The following is a 20,270-nucleotide window of genomic DNA, read 5'->3' as shown; positions in this document are numbered from 1 at the left end:
TGACGGGTATAAATAATAGCAACACCAGTTATTATACTGGCGTTGACTATTATATTTAGTAATTATTGATAATCACTGACAGGGGCACAAGAGCAATGCAGATTACGATCACCGTAAACATCATCAAGGCGTTTAACCGCAGGCCAATATTTATTGGCTTTGGTTTCCAAGGTTGGGAAAACCGCAGTTTCACGGCTGTAATTATGACTCCAGTCAGAAACCAGTTCAGCTTGTACGTGAGGCGCATTGACCAATGGGTTATCTTCCAATGACCATTCACCTTGCGCCACTTTGCCAATTTCAGCACGAATTGCCAACATAGCATCCACAAAGCGATCAATTTCCACTTTGCTTTCTGATTCTGTAGGTTCCACCATTAGCGTACCGGCAACCGGGAATGACATGGTTGGTGCATGGAAACCATAGTCAATCAAGCGCTTGGCAATATCCATCTCGCTGATACCAAACTCTTCTTTCAACGGTCTAATATCCAGAATACATTCATGTGCCACATAACCATTATGACCGGTATACAACACGTCATAATCATTCTTTAAGCGAGCAGCAATATAGTTAGCATTCAAAATCGCCGTCTGGCTTGCCTGTTTCAATCCTTGTGAGCCCATCATGCGGATATACATCCAGCTAATCGGCAAAATAGAAGCACTACCAAATGGCGCCGCTGAGACAGCTCTCTGTTCGGTAATGCCATCCATTTGAACTACCGAGTGCCCTGGCAAGAACGGCGCTAAATGGGCTTTTACGCCAATCGGCCCCATTCCTGGACCACCGCCGCCATGTGGGATACAGAATGTTTTATGAAGGTTGAGGTGTGAAACATCAGCACCGATAAAACCTGGCGCGGTGATGCCAACCTGCGCGTTCATATTCGCACCATCAAGGTAAACCTGACCACCATACTGATGAATGATTTCACACACCTGACGGATCGTTTCTTCATATACACCGTGGGTTGACGGGTAAGTCACCATGATGCAAGAAAGCTCACCACCGGATTTGTCCGCTTTTTCACGCAGGTCTGCCAGATCAATGTTGCCCTCTTTATCGCAACTCACCACCACAACTGTCATACCTGCCATATGAGCAGAAGCCGGGTTGGTGCCATGAGCAGAACTGGGGATTAAACAGATATGACGATGCCCTTCTCCACGACTTTCGTGGTAACGGCGAATAGCAAGCAGACCCGCATATTCACCCTGCGCACCGGAGTTTGGTTGCATACAAACGGCATCATAACCTGTCAGTTGCACCAGCCAGTGAGATAATTGGCTGATCATTTGCTGATAACCCTGTGCTTGCTCTGGCGGACAGAATGGGTGTAGTTCATTAAATTCAGGCCAAGAGATCGGTAACATTTCTGCCGCAGCATTAAGTTTCATGGTGCAAGAACCCAATGGGATCATTGCCTGATTCAGTGCTAAATCTCGGCGTTCAAGACGATGCATATAGCGCATCATATCCGTTTCACTATGATAACGGTTGAAATTTGGATGCAGAAGGATTTCATCACTGCGCAACATTGATGCAGGAATGGAGAGACTTTCCGTCATCAGCTCTTTATCCAGTGCTTCAACATCTAGCTTGTCATCCGTGCCTGTCAGCACAGAGAACAATTTGACCAGATCATCACGACCGGTAGCCTCACTTAATGTGATACCCACCGCGCCGTAAATATCGGTACGCAAATTGATTTCAGCTTTCTCTGTCCGGGCTAATACTGCTGCTTTATCAGCAACTTCAACAGTCAGAGTATCAAACCAAGTTTTGTAACGTAGAGTAAATCCAGCTTTCTGTAACCCGACCGCCAGAATGTCAGTCAGACGATGAATACGGCTCGCAATGCGTTTCAGCCCCTTCGAACCATAATATACCGCATACATCGCCGCGATATTTGCCAACAACACCTGAGCAGTACAGATGTTGGAATTCGCTTTCTCACGACGGATATGCTGCTCACGGGTTTGCATTGCCATGCGCAGTGCCGTATTACCTGCCGCATCAAGGGAAACGCCGATAATACGTCCCGGCATAGAACGTTTGAATTCATCACGGCTGGCAAAAAATGCTGCGTGGGGACCGCCATAACCCATCGGTACGCCAAAACGCTGAGCAGAACCAAACACAATGTCAGCGCCTTGTTTACCCGGCGCAGTCAGCAGCAGCAACGCCATCAAGTCAGCGGCAACACTGACAATGATTTTGCGCTGTTTCAGTTGTGTAATCAGATCAGCATAATCATGAACTTCACCTGTCGTGCCAACCTGTTGTAACAACACGCCAAATACACCGTCCAGCTCCAAGACTTTTTCTGCTTTATCTACAATCACATCAAAGCCAAAGGTTTCCGCACGGGTACGAACAACGTCTAATGTTTGCGGATGGATATCATCAGCAACAAAGAAACGGTCAGCATTTTTCAGTTTGCTGGTACGTTTTGCCATTGCCATTGCTTCAGCCGCCGCGGTAGCTTCATCCAGCAAAGAAGCAGAAGCAATATCCAAACCCGTCAAATCGATCGTCACTTGTTGGAAATTCAACAGTGATTCAAGGCGACCTTGAGAAACTTCCGGTTGATAAGGTGTATAAGCGGTATACCAGCCAGGATTTTCTAATAAATTACGCAAAATAACCGGCGGAAGTACAGCAGGCACATACCCCATACCAATATAGGATTGGTAACGTTTATTTTGGCTGGCAATCGCTTTCAGTTCAGCGAGTGCTTGCTGTTCAGTTGCACCACCGCCAACATCGGGAGGCTCTGGTAACGCGATATCACGGGGAACAATTTTCTGTGTTAAATCATTAAGGGAATTTGCCCCCACTGTCACCAGCATCTCTTTTTGCTGTTCGGCGGAAGAGCCTATATGACGGCGGATAAACTCACCCTGGTTCTCAAGTTGGCTTAATGTCTGGGTCATTTGTTACTAATTCCTGAAGCTGGCCAGAAATGGCATACAAATAAAAACGCCCTGTTCATCATGTGAGACAGGGCGGCGGTAAGCATATTATTCTTCTTCGTCCAGAAGTGCCTGATATCCTTCGGCATTCAGCAAACTCGAAAGTTCACTTTCATCAGAGGCTTTAATACGGAACAGCCAGCCTTCATTATAAGGCTCACTGTTAACCAATTCAGGCGCGTCATTTAGCGCTTCATTAACGGCAATAATTTCACCACTCAGTGGTGCATAGATATCAGAAGCCGCTTTTACTGATTCAACAACCGCACAATCATCACCAAGATTGATTTCATCACCTACTTCTGGCAAATCAACAAAGACCATATCGCCGAGCAGTTCTTGTGCATGCTCGGTAATACCTACAGTGTATTCACCATTACCTTCTGCACGAACCCACTCATGTGATTCAGCATATCTTAACTCTGCGGGTACATTACTCATTACTATCATCTCCTTCAATCCTAGAATCTACCCCTATTAGGCTATTTTGTGCTCCTGCACCAATCATGCTTACCGGGATAAATTACTATTTACTCATCAAGTTATTATTCGATAAAAATGACTATACGAGAGGTTTACCCGCCCGTACAAAGCTAGGTTTGACTACCTGAACCAGCATTTCACGATTGCGGATTTGTACAATTGCCTGTTCACCAATCCCTTGCGGCACACGGGCAAGGGCAATGCTGAATCCTAATGTTGGGGAGAACGTACCACTGGTAATAATGCCAGAGTGTAAAACCTCCATCTCATCAGTAAAACTGACCGTTAAGCCACCGCGTAACACACCTTTTTCTCTCATCACCAAACCAACCAATTGCTCAGTGCCCTTTTCACGCTGTTTTTCTAGCGCTTCACGGCCGATAAACTGGCGATCTTCGGGTTTCCAAGCGATTGTCCAGCCCATGTTAGCCGCAAGAGGAGAAATGGTTTCATCCATTTCCTGTCCATAGAGGTTCATACCGGCTTCAAGTCGCAACGTATCACGCGCACCTAATCCCGCGGGCTTAACGCCGACACTCAGTAATTTTTGCCAGAAATCCGCTGCTTGCGCTTTTGGTAATGCCACTTCATAACCCGCCTCACCGGTATAACCCGTTGTTGCGATAAACAGATCCCCCGCCTGGACACCAAAGAAAGGTTTCATTCCAGCAATAGTCTGTTGCTGTTCATCATTCAATAGAGACTGTACTTTTGCCTGAGCTTCAGGCCCCTGAACCGCAATTAATGCCAGATCATCACGAACCTGAATATCAACCGGGTAACTGGCTACATGTTCATTAATCCAAGCCAGATCTTTCTCACGAGTCGCAGAATTGACCACCAACCGATAAAAATCATTGCTAAGGTAATAAACAATCAGGTCATCAATTACACCACCAGAAGCATTAAGCATCCCGGTGTATAAGGCTTTACCCTTTTCTGTCAGTTTAGCAATGTCATTTGCCAACAAATAACGCAGGAAATCACGGCAACCAGTACCATGCAGATCCACAATCGTCATGTGGGAAACATCAAACATACCGGCATGAGTGCGGACAATATGATGTTCATCCATTTGTGAACCATAATGCAAAGGCATCATCCAGCCATGAAAATCTACCATACGTGCACCACAAGCCAGATGCTGGTCATACAATGGAGTTTGTTTTGCCATTATTTCCCTCTTTTCATTTCCTACATGAAAACATACCGCGTATTAACCGACAGATACTGTGAATCATGAACAAAAAGCGGCTAAAAAACGCGACGCAAACGATATCTTAGAATGAAAGTTATCACTGAAAACCCAAATGAACCATAAGTAAAAATAGGGTTCAATCCAGTGACCATTAAAAAACAGGTTATAAGTATGCAGAATTTTCAACTATTAAAATGAGTCATAATACTCAAAATTAACAATTAACTTTAGAAAACACTCATTTTCTGTTACAAATCAACTGAAATATGAATAAAACCACCTATTCATATTTCAGCAAGATATGAGAAAAAGTTATCGATAAGCAGAGGCTAAATTAGATTTTTTCAGCCGAATAGGATTTAGAAGAGAGCCAGTCCGGTAAGTCATTCAATCCCATTGCCTGACGAAGTAATTTAGGTTTAATTCCCGGTAAATTATCTGCCAGAGACAACCCGACATCCCGCAAAAGTTTTTTCGCCGGATTATTGCCATCAAATAATTGACGAAAACCTTGCATCCCGGCCAGCATCACAGCAGCACCATGTTTACGTCGGCGCTCATAGCGACGTAAATAAAAGTGCTGACCAATATCTTTTCCCTGACCATGCAAACGACGCAATTCGCCTATCAGCTCAGCGACATCCATGAAGCCCAAATTCACTCCCTGGCCTGCCAATGGGTGAATAGTATGGGCAGCATCTCCCAACAAGGCCAGACGATGAGCCGCAAAATTACGGGCATAGCGACCGGTCAGTGGAATCGCCAGACGCTCACTCATCAGTTCACATTGACCAAGGCGCAGATCAAAATCTACCGCCAATTGCTGGTTGAAACGCCTATGATCAAGCTGTTTGTGTTGTTCTGCGACTTCACCCGGTAGTGACCAGACGATAGAACACAAATGGGGATCGGCAAGGGGTAAAAACGCCAAAATACCATCACCATAAAAGACCTGACGGGCAACCCGGCCGTGCAGCTCTTCGGTGCGAATAGTGGCTACCAACGCATGATGTTCATAATCCCAGAATGTGAGAGGGATATCAGCATGTTGACGCAACCATGAGTGAGCGCCATCAGCGCCAACAACTAAACGAGCCGTTAACATGCGACCATCGGATAAAGTCATAAAAGCTTCATTTTCACCCCAGGCAATCTGTTGCAAAGCCGCCGGTGCCAAAATGGTCACTTCAGATAAGCTGTCTGCTTTTTTCCATAATGCTTCACGGATAACTCGGTTTTCAATGATATGACCAAGATATTCCAGCCCATATTCAGCCGCGCTGAACCGTATACGGCCAAAGCTATCCCGCTCCCAAACCTCTATTTCTTGATAAGGACTAGTACGCATATCCAGAATTTGTTGCCACACACCAAGATGCTGTAACAGGCGCTCACTGGCCGCATTAATCGCAGAAACCCGCAAAGCATACTCTTCTCCAGCAATAACGGGTTGAGTAGGCGGATAGCTCTCCACCACAGCCACCCGCAAACCACTGCCTTGTAAGCCACAAGCAAGCGCCAAACCAACCATACCGCCACCAGCGATAACCACATCAAATGATTGCATAATATAACGTCCTCTTATTTTGTCTGCTTTATCTGCGGTTATCTTTGGGCAACCCAACCCAGAGTCTGACGGGCCAACATATCCCGCACAGGAGAGAATTTTTCCATTATCATCAAGCCCAAGTTACGCCCGATTTGTAATGGGAAATAACGATTGGCAAATATCCGTATCAATCCATCAGTAATATCGATGGTATTTTCCCGATCTAAAATCCGTTGCCGCTGATAGTTGGCCAAAACCGGGTAAGTACCAATATCCTGACCAGCAGCAAAAGCCTCAGAAACAATCTGCGCCAGTGTCATAACATCTCGCATTCCAAGATTAAAACCCTGACCGGCAATTGGATGTAATGTTTGCGCGGCATTTCCCACCAGCGCCAATCGGTGACTAATTTGTTGATTTGCAGTAGATAGTGTCAATGGATAGCTGTGACGCTGGCCGGTTTCCAATATTTTCCCCAATCTCCAGCCAAATGCCCGCTGTAACTGCCTAATAAATTGCTCATTACTCCAACCCGCGATCTCCTTTCTCCGCGCCAACTGATGGCACCATACCAGCGAGCTCCGCCCCCCAGACATTGGTAGCAAAGCAAGTGGACCATATTCCGTGAAACGCTCAAATGCACTGCCTCGCGGATGTTCTGAAGTCAGTACATTTGTAATCACGGCAACCTGTTCATAAGCGTGCCGTTGCCACTGAATATTACAGGCGTGACCAATGGCAGAATGGCTGCCATCAGCCGCTACCAGCAATTCACCTTGCAGTCGTTCGCCGCTGTCCAGAGTAACAGTTACCGATGATAGGGTTCTTTCAACAGCCATAACCCTGGATGGACAATACAGCGTTACACCAGGCGCATTTTTCAGTAATCCGAACAAACCCTGCCCTGCATCATACAATTCGACAACATGACCTAGAGCGGAAATGTTATATTCTTTTGCACAAAGGTTCACAAATCCTGCATGACCACGATCACTAACATGAACGTGAGTTATCGGTATCACATAATCTTCCAGAGCAGACCAAACGCCAATCTGTTGTAAACGCTGACAAGTACCGTAAGCCAGCGCTATCGCTCTGGCATCAAAACCGGGATGTTTCTGCGCAAGCTCTGCCGCTTCAATCAGGGACACATGAATCTGCCCCTTACTCAGGGAAGATATCGCCAGCGCAAGTGTCGCGCCGGTCATGCCTCCACCAACGATAATCACGTTCATTCTTAACTTAACCCTGTTTTGCTTTCACCATCAGAGCTTCAATCTCATCAGCTTCTTTAACGACACTGGCTGTCAGGTTTTCATTACCCGTTTCAGTGATCAAAATGTCATCTTCAATACGGATACCGATACCCCGATATTCCAACGGCACATCTGCATCCAGCGCAATATAAATCCCCGGTTCAACCGTCAATACCATTCCCGGTTGCAGAATACGATCGCGTTCTACACCATAATCACCGACATCGTGTACATCCAATCCTAACCAGTGACCGAGGCCATGCATAAAGAACTGACGATAAGCTTTAGTTTCGATTAAATGTTCAATTTCGCCGTGCATAATGCCCAGTTTCACCAACTCTTCCACCATAATCCGCACGACATGTTCTGTAACTTTGTTGATGCTGGTACCTGGCTTATACAATTCCAATGAAACATTTAATGTTTTCAGTACTATATTGTAAATTTCACGCTGAGCACGAGTAAACTTGCCATTGACAGGGAAAGTCCGGGTGATATCTCCGGCATACCCCAGATATTCACAACCTGCGTCAACCAACACCAAGTCACCCTCTTTCATCCTGCTTTCATTCTCGGTGTAGTGCAGAATACAGCTATTTTCACCGCTCCCTACAATCGTGTTGTAAGCAGGATGACGAGCCCCTTGATGAGTAAATTCGTGATGAATTTCAGCTTCCAGTTGATATTCAAACATTCCTGGGCGGCAAATTTTCATCGCTCGCATATGGGCCTGAGCACTGATTCTACCCGCCCGGCGCATAGCCTCAATTTCTGCCTTAGATTTGAATAACCGCATTTCATGTACCCAAGGGCGCCAATCAATTATCGATAAAGGCGCTGAAAGATTACGGCGACCGCCTTTTCTTAATATATCCAACGCATGGAAGACAATTTCATCTGCGTAGGCAAATTCACCTTGCGCGTGATAAACCACATCCAAACCATTCAGCAATAGGTAAAGCTCTTCTTTAATATCATCAAAAGGCAAAGCACGATCAATACCCAGTTTTTCCGGTGCCGCTTCTTGCCCAAGACGACGACCAAACCAAATTTCCGCAGCCAAGTCACTCGCTCGATTAAAAAGAACACTATGATTATGCGTATCATCACTCTTAATTAATATCAGCACCGCTTCCGGTTCATTAAACCCCGTCAAATAAAGGAAATCGCTATGCTGACGATAGGGATATTCATTATCTGAATTTCGTGGCGCAGGCGGGGCAGAAAAAATAATCGCTGCGCTGGCCGGAGCCATTTTTGCCAGTAAAGCCTGACGGCGGGATAAATATTCTTGTTTGATCATACCCTCTCCTGCGACTTAGTTAATTATACCCGTTATCTTTCAAGTTGCCTTTTTGTTGGCGGCACTCGCTCACCCCGGTCACATCGTTACCTATGCTCCCAGGGATTCACTCCCTTGCCGCCGCGATCCATCTTGAAATCCATAGGGTATTTTTTGCGCTCAATAAACACCAATTAATGCAATGTTGGTTTATCATTTTTTGCGATTAAAACGGTTCTAGGTTCAGTAAAAACGATATAGCAAAGCTGCGCAGCCACCCGCACATATTCAAGGACCTCTTCCAGTGCCTGAGCCAACTCTTCTTGATCATCACCTTCTTCATAACCAAGCAGACCGATATTGCGCAAATCACCAATAATCTCATTGATCTCTTTTTTATCCGCGAACTTCGGTTGAGCAACACCTAATCCCAGCAAAAAATGGTTAACCCATCCAGCTAATGCATCTGCTCGTTCATATACATTTACATTATCTTCCTCATCTGGCAGCAATAAACCAAATGCAAAATTACTGTCATCCAATGATTCGAATGTGATTTCACGTAATTCACGCAATTGTTGAGCTAATGGATGGGAAAACGCTAGCCCATCATTAGCTAAGTCATGAACTAAGATCTGCCAACTACTGTCGCGATTACCGCCGCACAGCAGACCGCTAATCAACCCATGCATCTCCGCTGCCGTCAGTGCCACTGACTGTTGATGCAATATTTCGTCAAAAGATTGATAATCTGGTAATGAATTCTGTATAGACATGTGTATTGGTCATCGTTGACGGTGTAAGTTCATGCTATGCTACCACCAAGGGGAGTCGCTATACCAGACAACAACCTTCGCTAATCGTGAGTTGTCTGTAGGTATGGCGTTATAATGATTGGCGCCGGTTTCAATTCTATAATTCAGAATTAAAACCAAGGCGCAGCAATAAGTCAGGAAGGGGTCATGTCTGCACAACCGGTAGATATCCAGATTTTTGGGCGGTCACTACGTGTCAATTGTCCATCAGAGCAAAAAGAAGCATTGCTGGCTGCGGCTGTGGAACTTGAGCAACGTTTAGATGATTTAAAAGAGCGCACCAGAGTAACCAATACTGAACAACTGATTTTTATTGTGGCACTGAATATCTGTCACGAATTGGCGCAAGAAAAAGTGAAAACCCGTGATTATGCCTATAATATGGAACAGAAAATAAAGATGCTTCAGCAGACTATAGAACAAGCATTAGTGGAACAAGGTCGCATCACTGAGAGCACAATTGCACCAAATAAATGAATTCTATTGATAAATCATGCATTAGTGAGTGAATCATTCGAGAATTAGTTGCTTTCTGTATTTAGTTTCATACAATAGGGTCCATAAAGTTGCTTAATAAGCGCTGAATAAATTTCTCTGAGATGTTCGTGAACGGGGAAAGTCCCCTGAGCCGATATTTCATACATTATAGAATGTGGTGCTCCGTAGTCTGGTGTGCATGCTCGGTTCGGCCGAGAAGCCTTAAAGCTGCGACACTATGTTCACCTTGAACCAAGGGTTCAAGGGTTACTACCTGTAACGACATCTTGGAGAATCTCAACTTTAATCGCTGCTGCTATCCACTGGCAGGTTCTATGCAATCAGAGCCCCTATTACCACTCAGACAAAGCATTAGAAAGAAAATACGCCGACAACGCCGTGAACTCACTCCTGAACAACAATCTCTTTTTGCAAGACGGGCTGCTGAGCGAGCAATCAACCACCCCAAAATTCACCAAGCCAGCAAAATCGCACTATTCCTTTCGTTTGATGGTGAACTTGATACCCGTCCACTGATTAACCAACTCTGGCAACAAAATAAACAGATCTATCTGCCGGTATTGCATCCTTTCCGTCATCACCATCTGCTATTTTTAAACTATCAACCCGATACCCCACTCATCAGAAATCGCTTCAATATAGAAGAACCACCGCTGAATGTTGAGCAGGTTTTACCATTATCAGAACTGGATATCATGATGATCCCGCTGGTTGCTTTTGACCGCACAGGGCAACGGCTTGGCATGGGTGGCGGCTTTTACGATCGTACATTGAGGCAATGGCGACAAAAAAATTTCTATCCGATAGGTCTGGCGCATAACTGTCAGTTAGTCGATACACTGCCCATAGCCGAATGGGATATCCCATTACCCGAAATCATCACACCTGAAAAAATCTGGCAATGGCAGTAAAAAATGGGCGCCTTACACAAAGCACCCATTTTTGATATATCAAAACAATCAGTAAAGCAGGCGAGAACGGATAGTACCCGGCAATGCTTTCAGTTTCTGAAATACCATTTCAGCTTGAGCAGGATTTTCAGTCACAATATCAATAACCACATAACCCATATCCCCACTGGTACGCAGATACTGAGCGGCAATATTGATATCCTGTTCAGCAAACACTTGGTTAATACTGTTCAATATACCGGGCCGATTTTCATGAATATGTAGAAACCGGTTGGTATCATCAGCATGAACAGGAAGAGACACTTCCGGGAAGTTTACTGCTGATAAGGTAGAACCATTATCAGAGTATTTCGCTAACTTTCCTGCGACTTCATAACCAATGTTTTCCTGCGCTTCTTGGGTAGAACCACCAATATGTGGGGTCAGCAACACGTTATCAAATTTACGTAACGGTGACTCAAATGGATCATTATTGGTTGCCGGTTCAACAGGGAACACATCCACAGCCGCCCCTGACAGATGTTCACTTTCCAATGCATCACATAATGCCGGGATATCCACCACCGTCCCGCGTGAAGCATTAATCAGGATAGAACCCGGTTTCATCAGGGTCAGTTCAGTTGCACCAATTATATTTTTAGTTGATGGCGTTTCTGGTACATGCAAACTAACCACATCACTCATATTGAGTAATTCTGACAAATGACGTACCTGATGAGCGTTACCTAACGGCAATTTGTTTTCAATATCGTAAAAGTAGACATCCATACCAATATTTTCAGCCAGAATACCAAGCTGAGTGCCAATATGACCGTAACCGATAATGCCCAGTTTTTTACCACGAACTTCATAGCAGCCTTTAGCCTGCTTATCCCACACTCCACGATGAGCTTTCGCATTCGCCAAAGGGATACGACGCAGCAATAACAACAACTCACCAAGGACCATTTCAGCAACAGAACGGGTATTAGAAAATGGCGCATTAAAGACAGGGATACCACGTTTTGCAGCCGCTTTCAGATCAACCTGATTGGTACCAATACAAAAACAGCCTACCGCAACCAATTTTTCAGCTGCCTGAAAAATGTCTTCGGTCAGTTGTGTGCGGGAACGGATACCAACAAAATGGGTATCACGAATTGCCTCTTTTAACTCTTTGGAATCTAATGCTCCCTTATGATATTCGATATTGCTATAACCGGCTGTTCGTAGATTTTCTACCGTGCTCTGATGCACACCTTCTAATAGCAAAAATTTAATCTTATCTTTTTCCAGAGATACCTTAACCATTTATCCTGCCTATTGTTACGCTTCGTTACATTTAAGATTCATTCTCTCAACATAACAAAAAAACGAACACAGCAATATAAACGATTGCTATTCCCGTCACATAAGTCTTAATAAAGTAGTTATTATGTGGAATAAAATGATCTGAAAAAGAACAAAATTAGGATTTAGATTAAATAACAATCAGAGATATGAAATATATCACTAAATTCTCCACCTATTTTAAAAGTGAAAAAATTTTTAAGGGCGAAAAATTCCGCCCCTGTAAATAATATTATTGAGTAATGGTTTCCACTCCATCAAGTGTTCCCATCAATACAATATCCGCACCACGGTTAGCAAATAGGCCCACAGTCACCACACCTGAGATACGATTAATTTTATTCTCTAACTCAACAGGATCGAGTATGGCTAGATTATGCACATCAAGAATCACATTGCCGTTATCAGTCACGACATTCTGACGATATTTTGGTACTCCCCCCAATTTAACCAACTCACGAGCAACATAAGCCCGAGCCATTGGAATCACTTCAACCGGCAGAGGGAATTTACCCAATACATCAACTTTTTTAGAGGCATCAACAATACAAACGAATTTTTTTGCTATTGCAGCAATGATTTTTTCACGCGTCAATGCAGCACCACCGCCTTTAATCATCTGCATATTGCCATTGATTTCATCCGCACCATCAACGTAGATATCAAGGGAATCCACTTCATTACAATCGAATACAGGAATTCCCAAACTTTTTAACTTCTCAGTAGAAGCCTCAGAGCTGGATACTGCCCCTTCAATCTGATCTTTAATGGAACCAAGGGCATCAATAAAGTGTGAAGCCGTTGAACCTGTCCCCACACCCACAACCGTTCCTGGTGTAACAAATTCGAGTGCTGCCCAACCTACTGCTTTTTTTAGTTCGTCCTGAGTCATATCAATTCATTGCCTATATCAGTTACAAGGAAAGCCTGTCGACTAGTATATACCCGTTATCTTTCAAGTTGCCTCTTTGTTAGCTGCACTCACTCACCCCGGTCACATCGTTATCTATGCTCCCGGGGATTCGTTCCCTTGCCGTCGCGATGCATCTTGAAATCCATAGGGTATAAACCTTGATAGCAACAAAGAAACCGCAATTAAGTTGAGTGAAATGAATCATGAAAAATTAAGAGTGAATGATGTGAAAAACCCGCCATACTAGCGGGCTACAAAAAGAGTGATGTCTATGCAGCCTCTTTGTTACGACGACGACCTTGCTTTTCTTGGCTTGGTGCCTGTGCATGATCTTCCAAAGCCGGACCTACTTTCATGAGAAAATCTAAGGTCTCTCCCGCTTTTTTATAAGTTTGAATGGTATCGAACATCGGTTCTTTTTGTGTTCTCATAACAACACCTCTAAAACGACTTCACATTACTGAACTGATTTAGTCATACAGGACAAAAAATTCCCGACAAAATCTCTCTGTTATGGCCATAGCAACAAATTTAGTAAGATTTCACCTTCAACAAATCCATAGGGTATAAATGCCAAATGTCAAAGAACTAACTCCTTAGACCGACTCTTCAACTTTGCCGTTAATGTCTTAATATCACATGACATTACATATCCACAACGTTCTAGCTCAAAACCAAACGAACGATAGTAAGCTATTTTATCCTTAACGGGTTCATGAATCCTGACGTCTTCACCATCAACCACATTCATGAAAATCAATGCTGCATACAGAGTATACAAAAGCATCTTTCTATGCAACGGATGATTTTCTGTATCCTTCACAAAATTTTCCAATACATGGATGTTAAAACTCTTATCGTGCAAATCATATGTAGATAAAGCGACTCCAGCCGGAGCAGATTCAATTTGGAGATTTTCCCTTGATATGACAAATTTTATACATAAGCTGAAGCAATCATGTCGATTACCGACCTCTGTAATATAATATTCCCAGTTAAGTTCACCATACGCTTTCGTTAGCGTGTTTGCATCGCTGTCAGAGATAGGACCAACCGCCAAATCTATTCCTCTCTGATCCATGTATAACTGCAAAGTATTATATGTTAATTGTGCAACATGTTTCAGTGACAGCATAAAAAGCAACCTTACTTACATTGTTATTAAATAGCCAAAAATAACGATTTTTTAACAATTTTATTGAAAGACTACACTTAAGTGAAACATGCAAACAATCTTTATCCCGATCAAAAATTCATCATTAAGCTATCAAAAACAGCTTCACCCAGTGATTTCTCCTGAGCATATCGCCTATTCAACCACGTCAACAAACTCAACCTTCAAAAATGGAACCCTCTTCCCAAAGGCGACCAGCCAACAAAAATTTATCCAAATTGGGTATAACATGCGTAATTTCTGAAAGGTAGGATTTTACGGCCCACCAGACAAATTGCCTCATACATCAGAAAAATATGGCATAGTGATATTCAGAAAAATAAATGGAGAATCTTTCTATAATGAAACGCCCTGACTACCGAACACTACAAGCTCTGGATGCGGTGATCCGAGAACGCGGCTTCGAGCGTGCTGCCCAGAAACTCTGTATCACTCAATCCGCGGTTTCTCAACGTATCAAACAGTTGGAAAATCTGTTTGGTCAGCCTCTATTAGTACGCACAGTTCCTCCGCGCCCCACCGAACAAGGCCAAAAACTACTGGCACTATTACATCAGGTAGAGTTGTTGGAAGAACAATGGCTAGGCGATGAACAGGGGACCGATACTCCATTGCTGCTTTCATTAGCAGTCAACGCTGACAGCTTAGCAACCTGGCTATTACCGGCTCTACACCCGGTACTCGCTGATTTACCTATCCGACTCAATATTCAAGTTGAAGATGAAACTCGGACTCAAGAACAGCTAAGAAGAGGTGAAGTCGTTGGCGCAGTCAGTATTCAACCACAACCTTTACCCAGTTGTCTGATTGATAAACTAGGCGCACTGGATTATCTGTTTGTCGCCTCACCAAAATTTGCTACCCGCTATTTCCCAAATGGGGTTACCCGTTCGGCGTTACTAAAAGCCCCAGCGGTTGCATTCGACCATCTGGATGATATGCATCAGGTATTTTTACAACAGAACTTCGAGTTGTCACCGGGCAGCGTTCCATGTCATATCGTCAACTCATCTGAAGCCTTTGTACAACTGGCAAAACAGGGTTCCACTTGTTGTATGATCCCACATTTACAGATTGATCAAGAATTGAAAAATGGTGAACTGATCGACCTGACACCAGGTTTATGTCAGCGCCGGATGCTCTATTGGCATCGTTTTGCACCGGAAAGCAGGACCATGAAAAAAGTGACTGACGCCCTGTTGAAACTTGGGCGTCAGATGTTAAGACAAGATGACATTAATTAAGGTTTTAGCTCAAAAACCACATCAACCTGATCACTGAAGTTGATGCTATCCTGCTGGTAAGTTTCACCCACTCCAGCAGCAGCACCTCCCGACATCATCACATCAGTATTGCGATACTTCATGTGATCAATCACCTCTGGTGCTCGGTAATTGATACTGTATATCGAACCCACTTTGCTACTAAAGCCTTTCGCCAGTGCATCAGCTTGTTCAATCGCATTCTCAATCGCTTTCTGGCGGGCTTCATCACGATATTTTTGCGGATTGTCCACACCAAACTGAACAGATACGATTTCGTTCAAACCCGCTTTTAATGCGCCATCTAGCAGATCATTAAGTTGATCTAACTTACGAACCTTCACCTCCACTGAACGGATCGCACGATAGCCTTTCAGCACCGATTTGCCGGATACATTATCGTACTCATAATCAGGCTGAGTACGCAAATTCGCTGCATCAATATCTTTCTTTTCAATACCGTGATTTTTCAGAAAATCAAAATATTTAGCAACCAGCTCATCAACCTGCTTTTTAGCCCCAGAAGCATCTTTAGCAGAAATATTGACGTTAATCATCAATGTTGCTATATCCGGTTCTGCTTTCACTACCGCATTACCTGAAGTAATAACATGAGGGACTCCGGGTAAATCAGCTGCCTGTGCAGCAAGTGGCACCCCGGCACTTAACATGGCGGCCAACCCTAATGATTTCAATTTCACACAACCTCCGAAGAAAACCTGTTACAGAAAATGTTCATCCCACGGAAAAACCGAAATATACATGGGATGAATGAAACACTAACACAGAGACTGTATGCAAAGAAGTGTTCAGCTTAATCAGAAATTAGCAATCCCTGCTTAGCAAGTTGCCATGCGATATACCACATTATGATACAAATAAACCCATTAATAATCCGTTGAGAAAGCGGCTTACTTAGCACAGGGGAAAACCATGCAGCTAGTAATGACAGAGAAAAAAACCAACTAACAGAAGCAGTTGCCGCCCCAAAAGTAAACCAAGGTCTGAGTTCTGAAGATAACTGACCACCAATACTACCCAGAACAACAATGGTATCTAAATAAACATGCGGATTTAACCAAGTGACCGCAAAGATGATCGCAATTACCCGCCAACGGTTTTTTACTGAATTATTTACCTGCGCCAGTTCAACATTGGCAAACAAAACCACACGTAAGGCCCCCCATCCATACCAGAATAAAAAAGCAACACCTCCCCAGGTGACAAATTGCAAGAGTAAAGTTGACTGACTAAGTAATGCACTACCACCAAATACACCGACACCAATCAAAAAACCATCACTGATCGCGCACAAAGTTGCACTCATTAGATGAAATTGTCTCCTGCTGCCTTGCTGCATAACAAAGGCATTTTGTGGACCAAGAGGCAAAATCATTGCGGCGCTAAGAAAAAAACCCTGCACAAATGTCGATAACATAAAAAAATTCCTCAATAATTATTCACTTTGCTATTTCAAAGTTCAGAATATTAAGAAGAATAGCTCATTAGAGGAAATAAATGCTTCTAATCGATCATAAGAAATTTTAATAACCAACCAAAAAGCAGATTTTTACAGGAAAATTATTTGATTAATTCAAAGAAAATCAAGCTAATACACACTAAAAGTATTAATGAATCTATCAATTCTATGAAAAATAAGAGGAAGGGACTATTTTGAAAAAAATTATGGGTTTCATGCTACTCGTCATCATTATTATTGCTGCTCTTACTGTCAGAAACTACTATTTGCTTCGAAATGATGTTGAAGAGACATTAAACCACCATGAAATAATTGAATACTATATTGGTACAGCCAATATTACAGATGTAGAGCTCAGTAATTATCAGCCTTTCTTATGTAAAAAAGGCTGTGAACGTTTCATTCTTAAAATACAGGGTGAAAAAGGTGATGGGATAGTCACTGCTGATATTAATTTCCATACTTCAGATGTTTCATCCGCTGTCCTTTGCTTATCAGATAACAAGAAAATAGCACTGACAGAAGATATTAACGATGATTTTATTAAAAACAACTTTAATACCTTATGTCAATAAAATAAACCTGGGGAATAGAGCGCCGCGCTATTGATAGCGCGGCGCTGATGTACTGGTAAAAATTTACGGTCTATTCACATAATCAGAAGGTTATTATCCAATCCCTCTGATTAATCACTCATTTTATTCCGCGCCATAGCTTGATTCTGATGCAAATAAACATCCATTTGTGGATAAGGAATACTGATATTGTGTTTATCCAATGTGCGTTTAAAGTTCTCCATCAAATCCCAATAAACCTCCCAAGCATCACCATTGGTGGTCCATACACGCACAATAAAATTCAGTGAAGAAGGTGCCATTTCATGCAAACGAATCGTCACGCCTTTATCATGCTGAATACGATTGTCTGCGGCAATAACATCACCTAATACTTTTTTAACTTCGTCAATATCCGCATTATACGCAACACCGACCATGATCTGGGTTCGACGATTCGGTTCACGGCTGGTATTAATAACATTATCTGCAATAATTTTCCCATTCGGGATCACGATAATTCTGTCATCTGCTGTACGCAATGTAGTAGAAAAAATCTGCACCTGAACAACGGTGCCTTCAACCGCGCCGAGAATAACATATTCACCCGCACGGATTGGACGAAAAGCCACCAGCAATACCCCTGCGGCAAAGTTGGACAAAGAACCTTGTAAAGCTAAACCAACAGCTAAACCAGCAGCACCGATAACCGCAATGACGGAAGCCGTCTGAACACCTAATTTGCCCAAAACTGCAATAATAGTGAACGCAATAATCAAATAACGAACAACAGCAGCCAGGAAATCCGATACCGTTACATCAATGCCACGCAATGACATAACTCTTTTCACGCCCTTACTAATGAGTTTCGCCGCCATTAATCCCAGAACAAGAATGAGAATAGCAGCAACAGTATTGACCAGATATTGAATGATTAAATCCTGATGATTAATGAGCCAGCTTGTCGCTTCATTAATGCCACCAGACAGATTGATATCTTCCATTAAAACCACCTTGATTCTTTAGCTACTTAACTATCATTGAGTAAAATTACTTGATGATTATCCTTCATAGCGACCATTAACAGTAAGAAAAAAGCCTATCGTGCCAGAGAATTATTTCTGTCTATATACAGCTTCTTACCAATCGTACTTTTGCAAAATAAAATCCCGATAATCGGCCAACATATCAATAAAATCCTTGGTACCGCAAAAAGCCAGGCTCTCATTATCATAATAACTCATGCCCTCCTCCATCGAATCAGTTTCAAACTCAAGCTGATTGGCACGAACCATAACTTCTTCGTCATCCATTAACAGCGTATATTCATGACCTACAAGTTGCCATTGACGTTCACTACCTTTAATTTCGGCCAACGCTGAAGCAATCTTATCTATCACCGCCAAATCACCTTTAACTTCTTCATTCAGCCACTGACCAATAGCTTCGTGATCCATTGAGAACCGGCTAGTCACCAGTCCAGTGACATCTAGCAAAAATTCGTATTCCATCATTACCTCCGGTGCGTTCTTTCCATTTTAATACTTCCTAGCAATTCCGCCCCAGAATCAGCCCACAAACGGCCAAGAAGTGGGAGGAGAGTTCAGCCTCAGTGCAAATATAAACAAATACACTATAATTAATAATATCTCAGAGAAACAAAAACAGCAAAATCGAACACACATCCACTAATTGATGAGATATATTCAAGGATCTTGCAATAGAACAATTTATTTTCTATTTCGTCAGCAAAAAAAGACACCTTTCAGGAGCCATTATGATACGCCATATTCTTTTGTTAAAATTCACATCCGAGATAAAATAACAACAAAGGTTTTACACATGCTGTCACCATGACATTTGATGATCATAAAGCTATTTCAAACTATTTGTCTCACCCAGCGCATGACAAATTAAAAGATCTCCTTATAGATTCTGTCGGCGACATCATCGTCTTTGATTATGAAGTGTAATTTTCATTTATGGGAAATAACCATCTGCCAATCAATATTCAACATAATGAATATTGCCGGCGTATCTAAGAATAATTAAATTCGCCGATTATCGGTAGAAATATGTTTATATGGATTATAATGTAAAATTTAAATATTTAATCAATAATTAAATACTATATAAAAAGCTTTTAACCTTGCTTATTTACTGATAACTTACTGTAAAATCATTATCATTTATAAAAGATAATGAGATAATGAGATAATGAGATAATGAGATAATAAAATGGCTGGCTTTACCTCCCATTTTAGGTCGCTAACAAACCTATTTAAAAAAGGAGAGGTGTTTTCTCATCATTTAAAACAAGTCGAAAAATTATAATGATTTGGCGAATTAAAACAGTGTAAAACCAATTTATTCAATAGCTCTTAATGCGGCTAAACGTTTTTAAATTTTTTCCACTAATTCTCTTAATGCGGCTAATATTATTATTTTATCACTTATCAATTAATTTAAAACCTATTCTTCCTGATATTTTCTCTTTTAATATCAGTTATAGAATCGAACTTTCTAGCCGCTTTAAAAAACCTTTAATCACTGTTTTTTACCTTTAATGATTAAAGTTTTTATTTGTT

Annotated in this window: 20 protein-coding genes, 1 other RNA gene and 1 pseudogene; 6 read left to right on the top strand and 16 right to left on the bottom strand. The window is 42.5% G+C overall.

The window, feature by feature from the left end:
- Window positions 1-62 precede the first annotated feature (62 nt).
- The 7 genes from gcvP to LGZ98_RS07045 all read right to left on the bottom strand — a co-directional run bounded on the left by gcvP (window position 63) and on the right by LGZ98_RS07045 (window position 9,522).
- A complete protein-coding gene (gene gcvP / locus LGZ98_RS07075; RefSeq protein WP_113041477.1) occupies window positions 63-2,939 on the bottom strand; it encodes an aminomethyl-transferring glycine dehydrogenase in 2,877 nt (958 codons plus the stop codon).
- Between the two features lie 87 nt (window positions 2,940-3,026).
- Entirely contained in the window at window positions 3,027-3,419 is a 393-nt protein-coding gene (gcvH, locus tag LGZ98_RS07070; RefSeq protein WP_112894392.1) for a glycine cleavage system protein GcvH, read from the bottom strand.
- Between the two features lie 121 nt (window positions 3,420-3,540).
- Window positions 3,541-4,635, bottom strand: coding sequence for a glycine cleavage system aminomethyltransferase GcvT (gcvT, locus tag LGZ98_RS07065; RefSeq protein WP_113041478.1), 1,095 nt, complete (start codon window positions 4,633-4,635; stop codon window positions 3,541-3,543).
- A gap of 358 nt (window positions 4,636-4,993) precedes the next feature.
- A complete protein-coding gene (ubiI, locus tag LGZ98_RS07060) occupies window positions 4,994-6,226 on the bottom strand; it encodes an FAD-dependent 2-octaprenylphenol hydroxylase (RefSeq protein ID WP_113041479.1) in 1,233 nt (410 codons plus the stop codon).
- 38 nt (window positions 6,227-6,264) lie between these two features.
- On the bottom strand, window positions 6,265-7,443 hold the full coding sequence (ubiH, locus tag LGZ98_RS07055) for a 2-octaprenyl-6-methoxyphenyl hydroxylase (RefSeq protein WP_262977867.1): 1,179 nt from the start codon (window positions 7,441-7,443) through the stop codon (window positions 6,265-6,267).
- A 7-nt stretch (window positions 7,444-7,450) separates the two neighbouring features.
- A complete protein-coding gene (gene pepP, locus LGZ98_RS07050) occupies window positions 7,451-8,767 on the bottom strand; it encodes a Xaa-Pro aminopeptidase (RefSeq protein ID WP_113041481.1) in 1,317 nt (438 codons plus the stop codon).
- 173 nt (window positions 8,768-8,940) lie between these two features.
- Window positions 8,941-9,522 carry a YecA/YgfB family protein gene (locus tag LGZ98_RS07045; protein ID WP_113049520.1) on the bottom strand — a complete coding sequence of 194 codons (582 nt, stop codon included), beginning with the start codon at window positions 9,520-9,522 and terminating at the stop codon, window positions 8,941-8,943.
- A gap of 186 nt (window positions 9,523-9,708) precedes the next feature.
- On the opposite strand from LGZ98_RS07045, the gene zapA reads away from it, so the two are divergent.
- The 3 genes from zapA to LGZ98_RS07030 all read left to right on the top strand — a co-directional run bounded on the left by zapA (window position 9,709) and on the right by LGZ98_RS07030 (window position 10,970).
- Entirely contained in the window at window positions 9,709-10,038 is a 330-nt protein-coding gene (zapA, locus tag LGZ98_RS07040; protein WP_262977866.1) for a cell division protein ZapA, read from the top strand.
- Window positions 10,039-10,149: 111 nt separating this feature from the next.
- A non-coding RNA gene (gene ssrS, locus LGZ98_RS07035) (6S RNA) lies at window positions 10,150-10,336 on the top strand.
- A gap of 37 nt (window positions 10,337-10,373) precedes the next feature.
- A complete protein-coding gene (locus LGZ98_RS07030; protein WP_113041483.1) occupies window positions 10,374-10,970 on the top strand; it encodes a 5-formyltetrahydrofolate cyclo-ligase in 597 nt (198 codons plus the stop codon).
- A 48-nt stretch (window positions 10,971-11,018) separates the two neighbouring features.
- On the opposite strand, the gene serA is transcribed toward LGZ98_RS07030, so the two are convergent.
- The 5 genes from serA to LGZ98_RS07005 form a co-directional block, all read right to left on the bottom strand.
- Window positions 11,019-12,260: a phosphoglycerate dehydrogenase gene (gene serA, locus LGZ98_RS07025; protein WP_113041484.1), complete on the bottom strand. Its 1,242-nt coding sequence runs from the start codon at window positions 12,258-12,260 to the stop codon at window positions 11,019-11,021.
- Between the two features lie 271 nt (window positions 12,261-12,531).
- Complete coding sequence (rpiA, locus tag LGZ98_RS07020; protein ID WP_109791769.1) at window positions 12,532-13,191, bottom strand: ribose-5-phosphate isomerase RpiA; 660 nt, start codon at window positions 13,189-13,191, stop codon at window positions 12,532-12,534.
- Window positions 13,192-13,270: 79 nt separating this feature from the next.
- Entirely contained in the window at window positions 13,271-13,417 is a 147-nt protein-coding gene (locus LGZ98_RS07015; RefSeq protein ID WP_158536508.1) for a hypothetical protein, read from the bottom strand.
- 64 nt (window positions 13,418-13,481) lie between these two features.
- Window positions 13,482-13,643 (bottom strand): hypothetical protein, encoded by a 162-nt coding sequence (locus tag LGZ98_RS07010; RefSeq protein WP_191214778.1) that lies wholly within the window; start codon window positions 13,641-13,643, stop codon window positions 13,482-13,484.
- Between the two features lie 149 nt (window positions 13,644-13,792).
- Window positions 13,793-14,347, bottom strand: coding sequence for a hypothetical protein (locus LGZ98_RS07005; protein WP_113041485.1), 555 nt, complete (start codon window positions 14,345-14,347; stop codon window positions 13,793-13,795).
- A 380-nt stretch (window positions 14,348-14,727) separates the two neighbouring features.
- Between LGZ98_RS07005 and LGZ98_RS07000 the strand changes: the two genes are divergently transcribed.
- Window positions 14,728-15,630, top strand: coding sequence for a LysR family transcriptional regulator ArgP (locus tag LGZ98_RS07000; RefSeq protein ID WP_113041486.1), 903 nt, complete (start codon window positions 14,728-14,730; stop codon window positions 15,628-15,630).
- On the opposite strand, the gene LGZ98_RS06995 is transcribed toward LGZ98_RS07000, so the two are convergent.
- Window positions 15,627-16,349, bottom strand: a complete 723-nt coding sequence (locus tag LGZ98_RS06995; RefSeq protein WP_113041487.1) for an oxidative stress defense protein — start codon at window positions 16,347-16,349, stop codon at window positions 15,627-15,629. The two genes, LGZ98_RS07000 and LGZ98_RS06995, sit on opposite strands and share 4 nt — an antisense overlap.
- 113 nt (window positions 16,350-16,462) lie before the next feature.
- Window positions 16,463-17,086: an arginine exporter ArgO gene (argO, locus tag LGZ98_RS06990; protein ID WP_112876752.1), complete on the bottom strand. Its 624-nt coding sequence runs from the start codon at window positions 17,084-17,086 to the stop codon at window positions 16,463-16,465.
- A gap of 236 nt (window positions 17,087-17,322) precedes the next feature.
- Here argO and LGZ98_RS06985 point away from each other — a divergent pair, with 236 nt between their 5' ends.
- Window positions 17,323-17,703 (top strand): hypothetical protein, encoded by a 381-nt coding sequence (locus LGZ98_RS06985; protein WP_146748065.1) that lies wholly within the window; start codon window positions 17,323-17,325, stop codon window positions 17,701-17,703.
- Between the two features lie 110 nt (window positions 17,704-17,813).
- Here LGZ98_RS06985 and mscS read toward each other — a convergent pair whose 3' ends face one another.
- Together mscS and LGZ98_RS06975 are read right to left on the bottom strand one after the other, a co-directional pair.
- A complete protein-coding gene (mscS, locus tag LGZ98_RS06980; RefSeq protein WP_112876754.1) occupies window positions 17,814-18,686 on the bottom strand; it encodes a small-conductance mechanosensitive channel MscS in 873 nt (290 codons plus the stop codon).
- 135 nt (window positions 18,687-18,821) lie between these two features.
- Window positions 18,822-19,193 carry a YacL family protein gene (locus tag LGZ98_RS06975; protein ID WP_112876755.1) on the bottom strand — a complete coding sequence of 124 codons (372 nt, stop codon included), beginning with the start codon at window positions 19,191-19,193 and terminating at the stop codon, window positions 18,822-18,824.
- Between the two features lie 327 nt (window positions 19,194-19,520).
- On the opposite strand from LGZ98_RS06975, the pseudogene LGZ98_RS24215 reads away from it, so the two are divergent.
- Window positions 19,521-19,655, top strand: a pseudogene (locus LGZ98_RS24215) (Dabb family protein); the annotation flags it as partial.
- Window positions 19,656-20,270: the final 615 nt, after the last annotated feature.

The organism is Photorhabdus kayaii, assembly GCF_025384895.1.
Taxonomy (GTDB): Bacteria; Pseudomonadota; Gammaproteobacteria; order Enterobacterales; family Enterobacteriaceae; genus Photorhabdus; species Photorhabdus kayaii.
The sequence above is the reverse complement of the archived record's forward strand: the minus strand, read 5'-3'. Positions and strand labels throughout refer to the sequence as shown.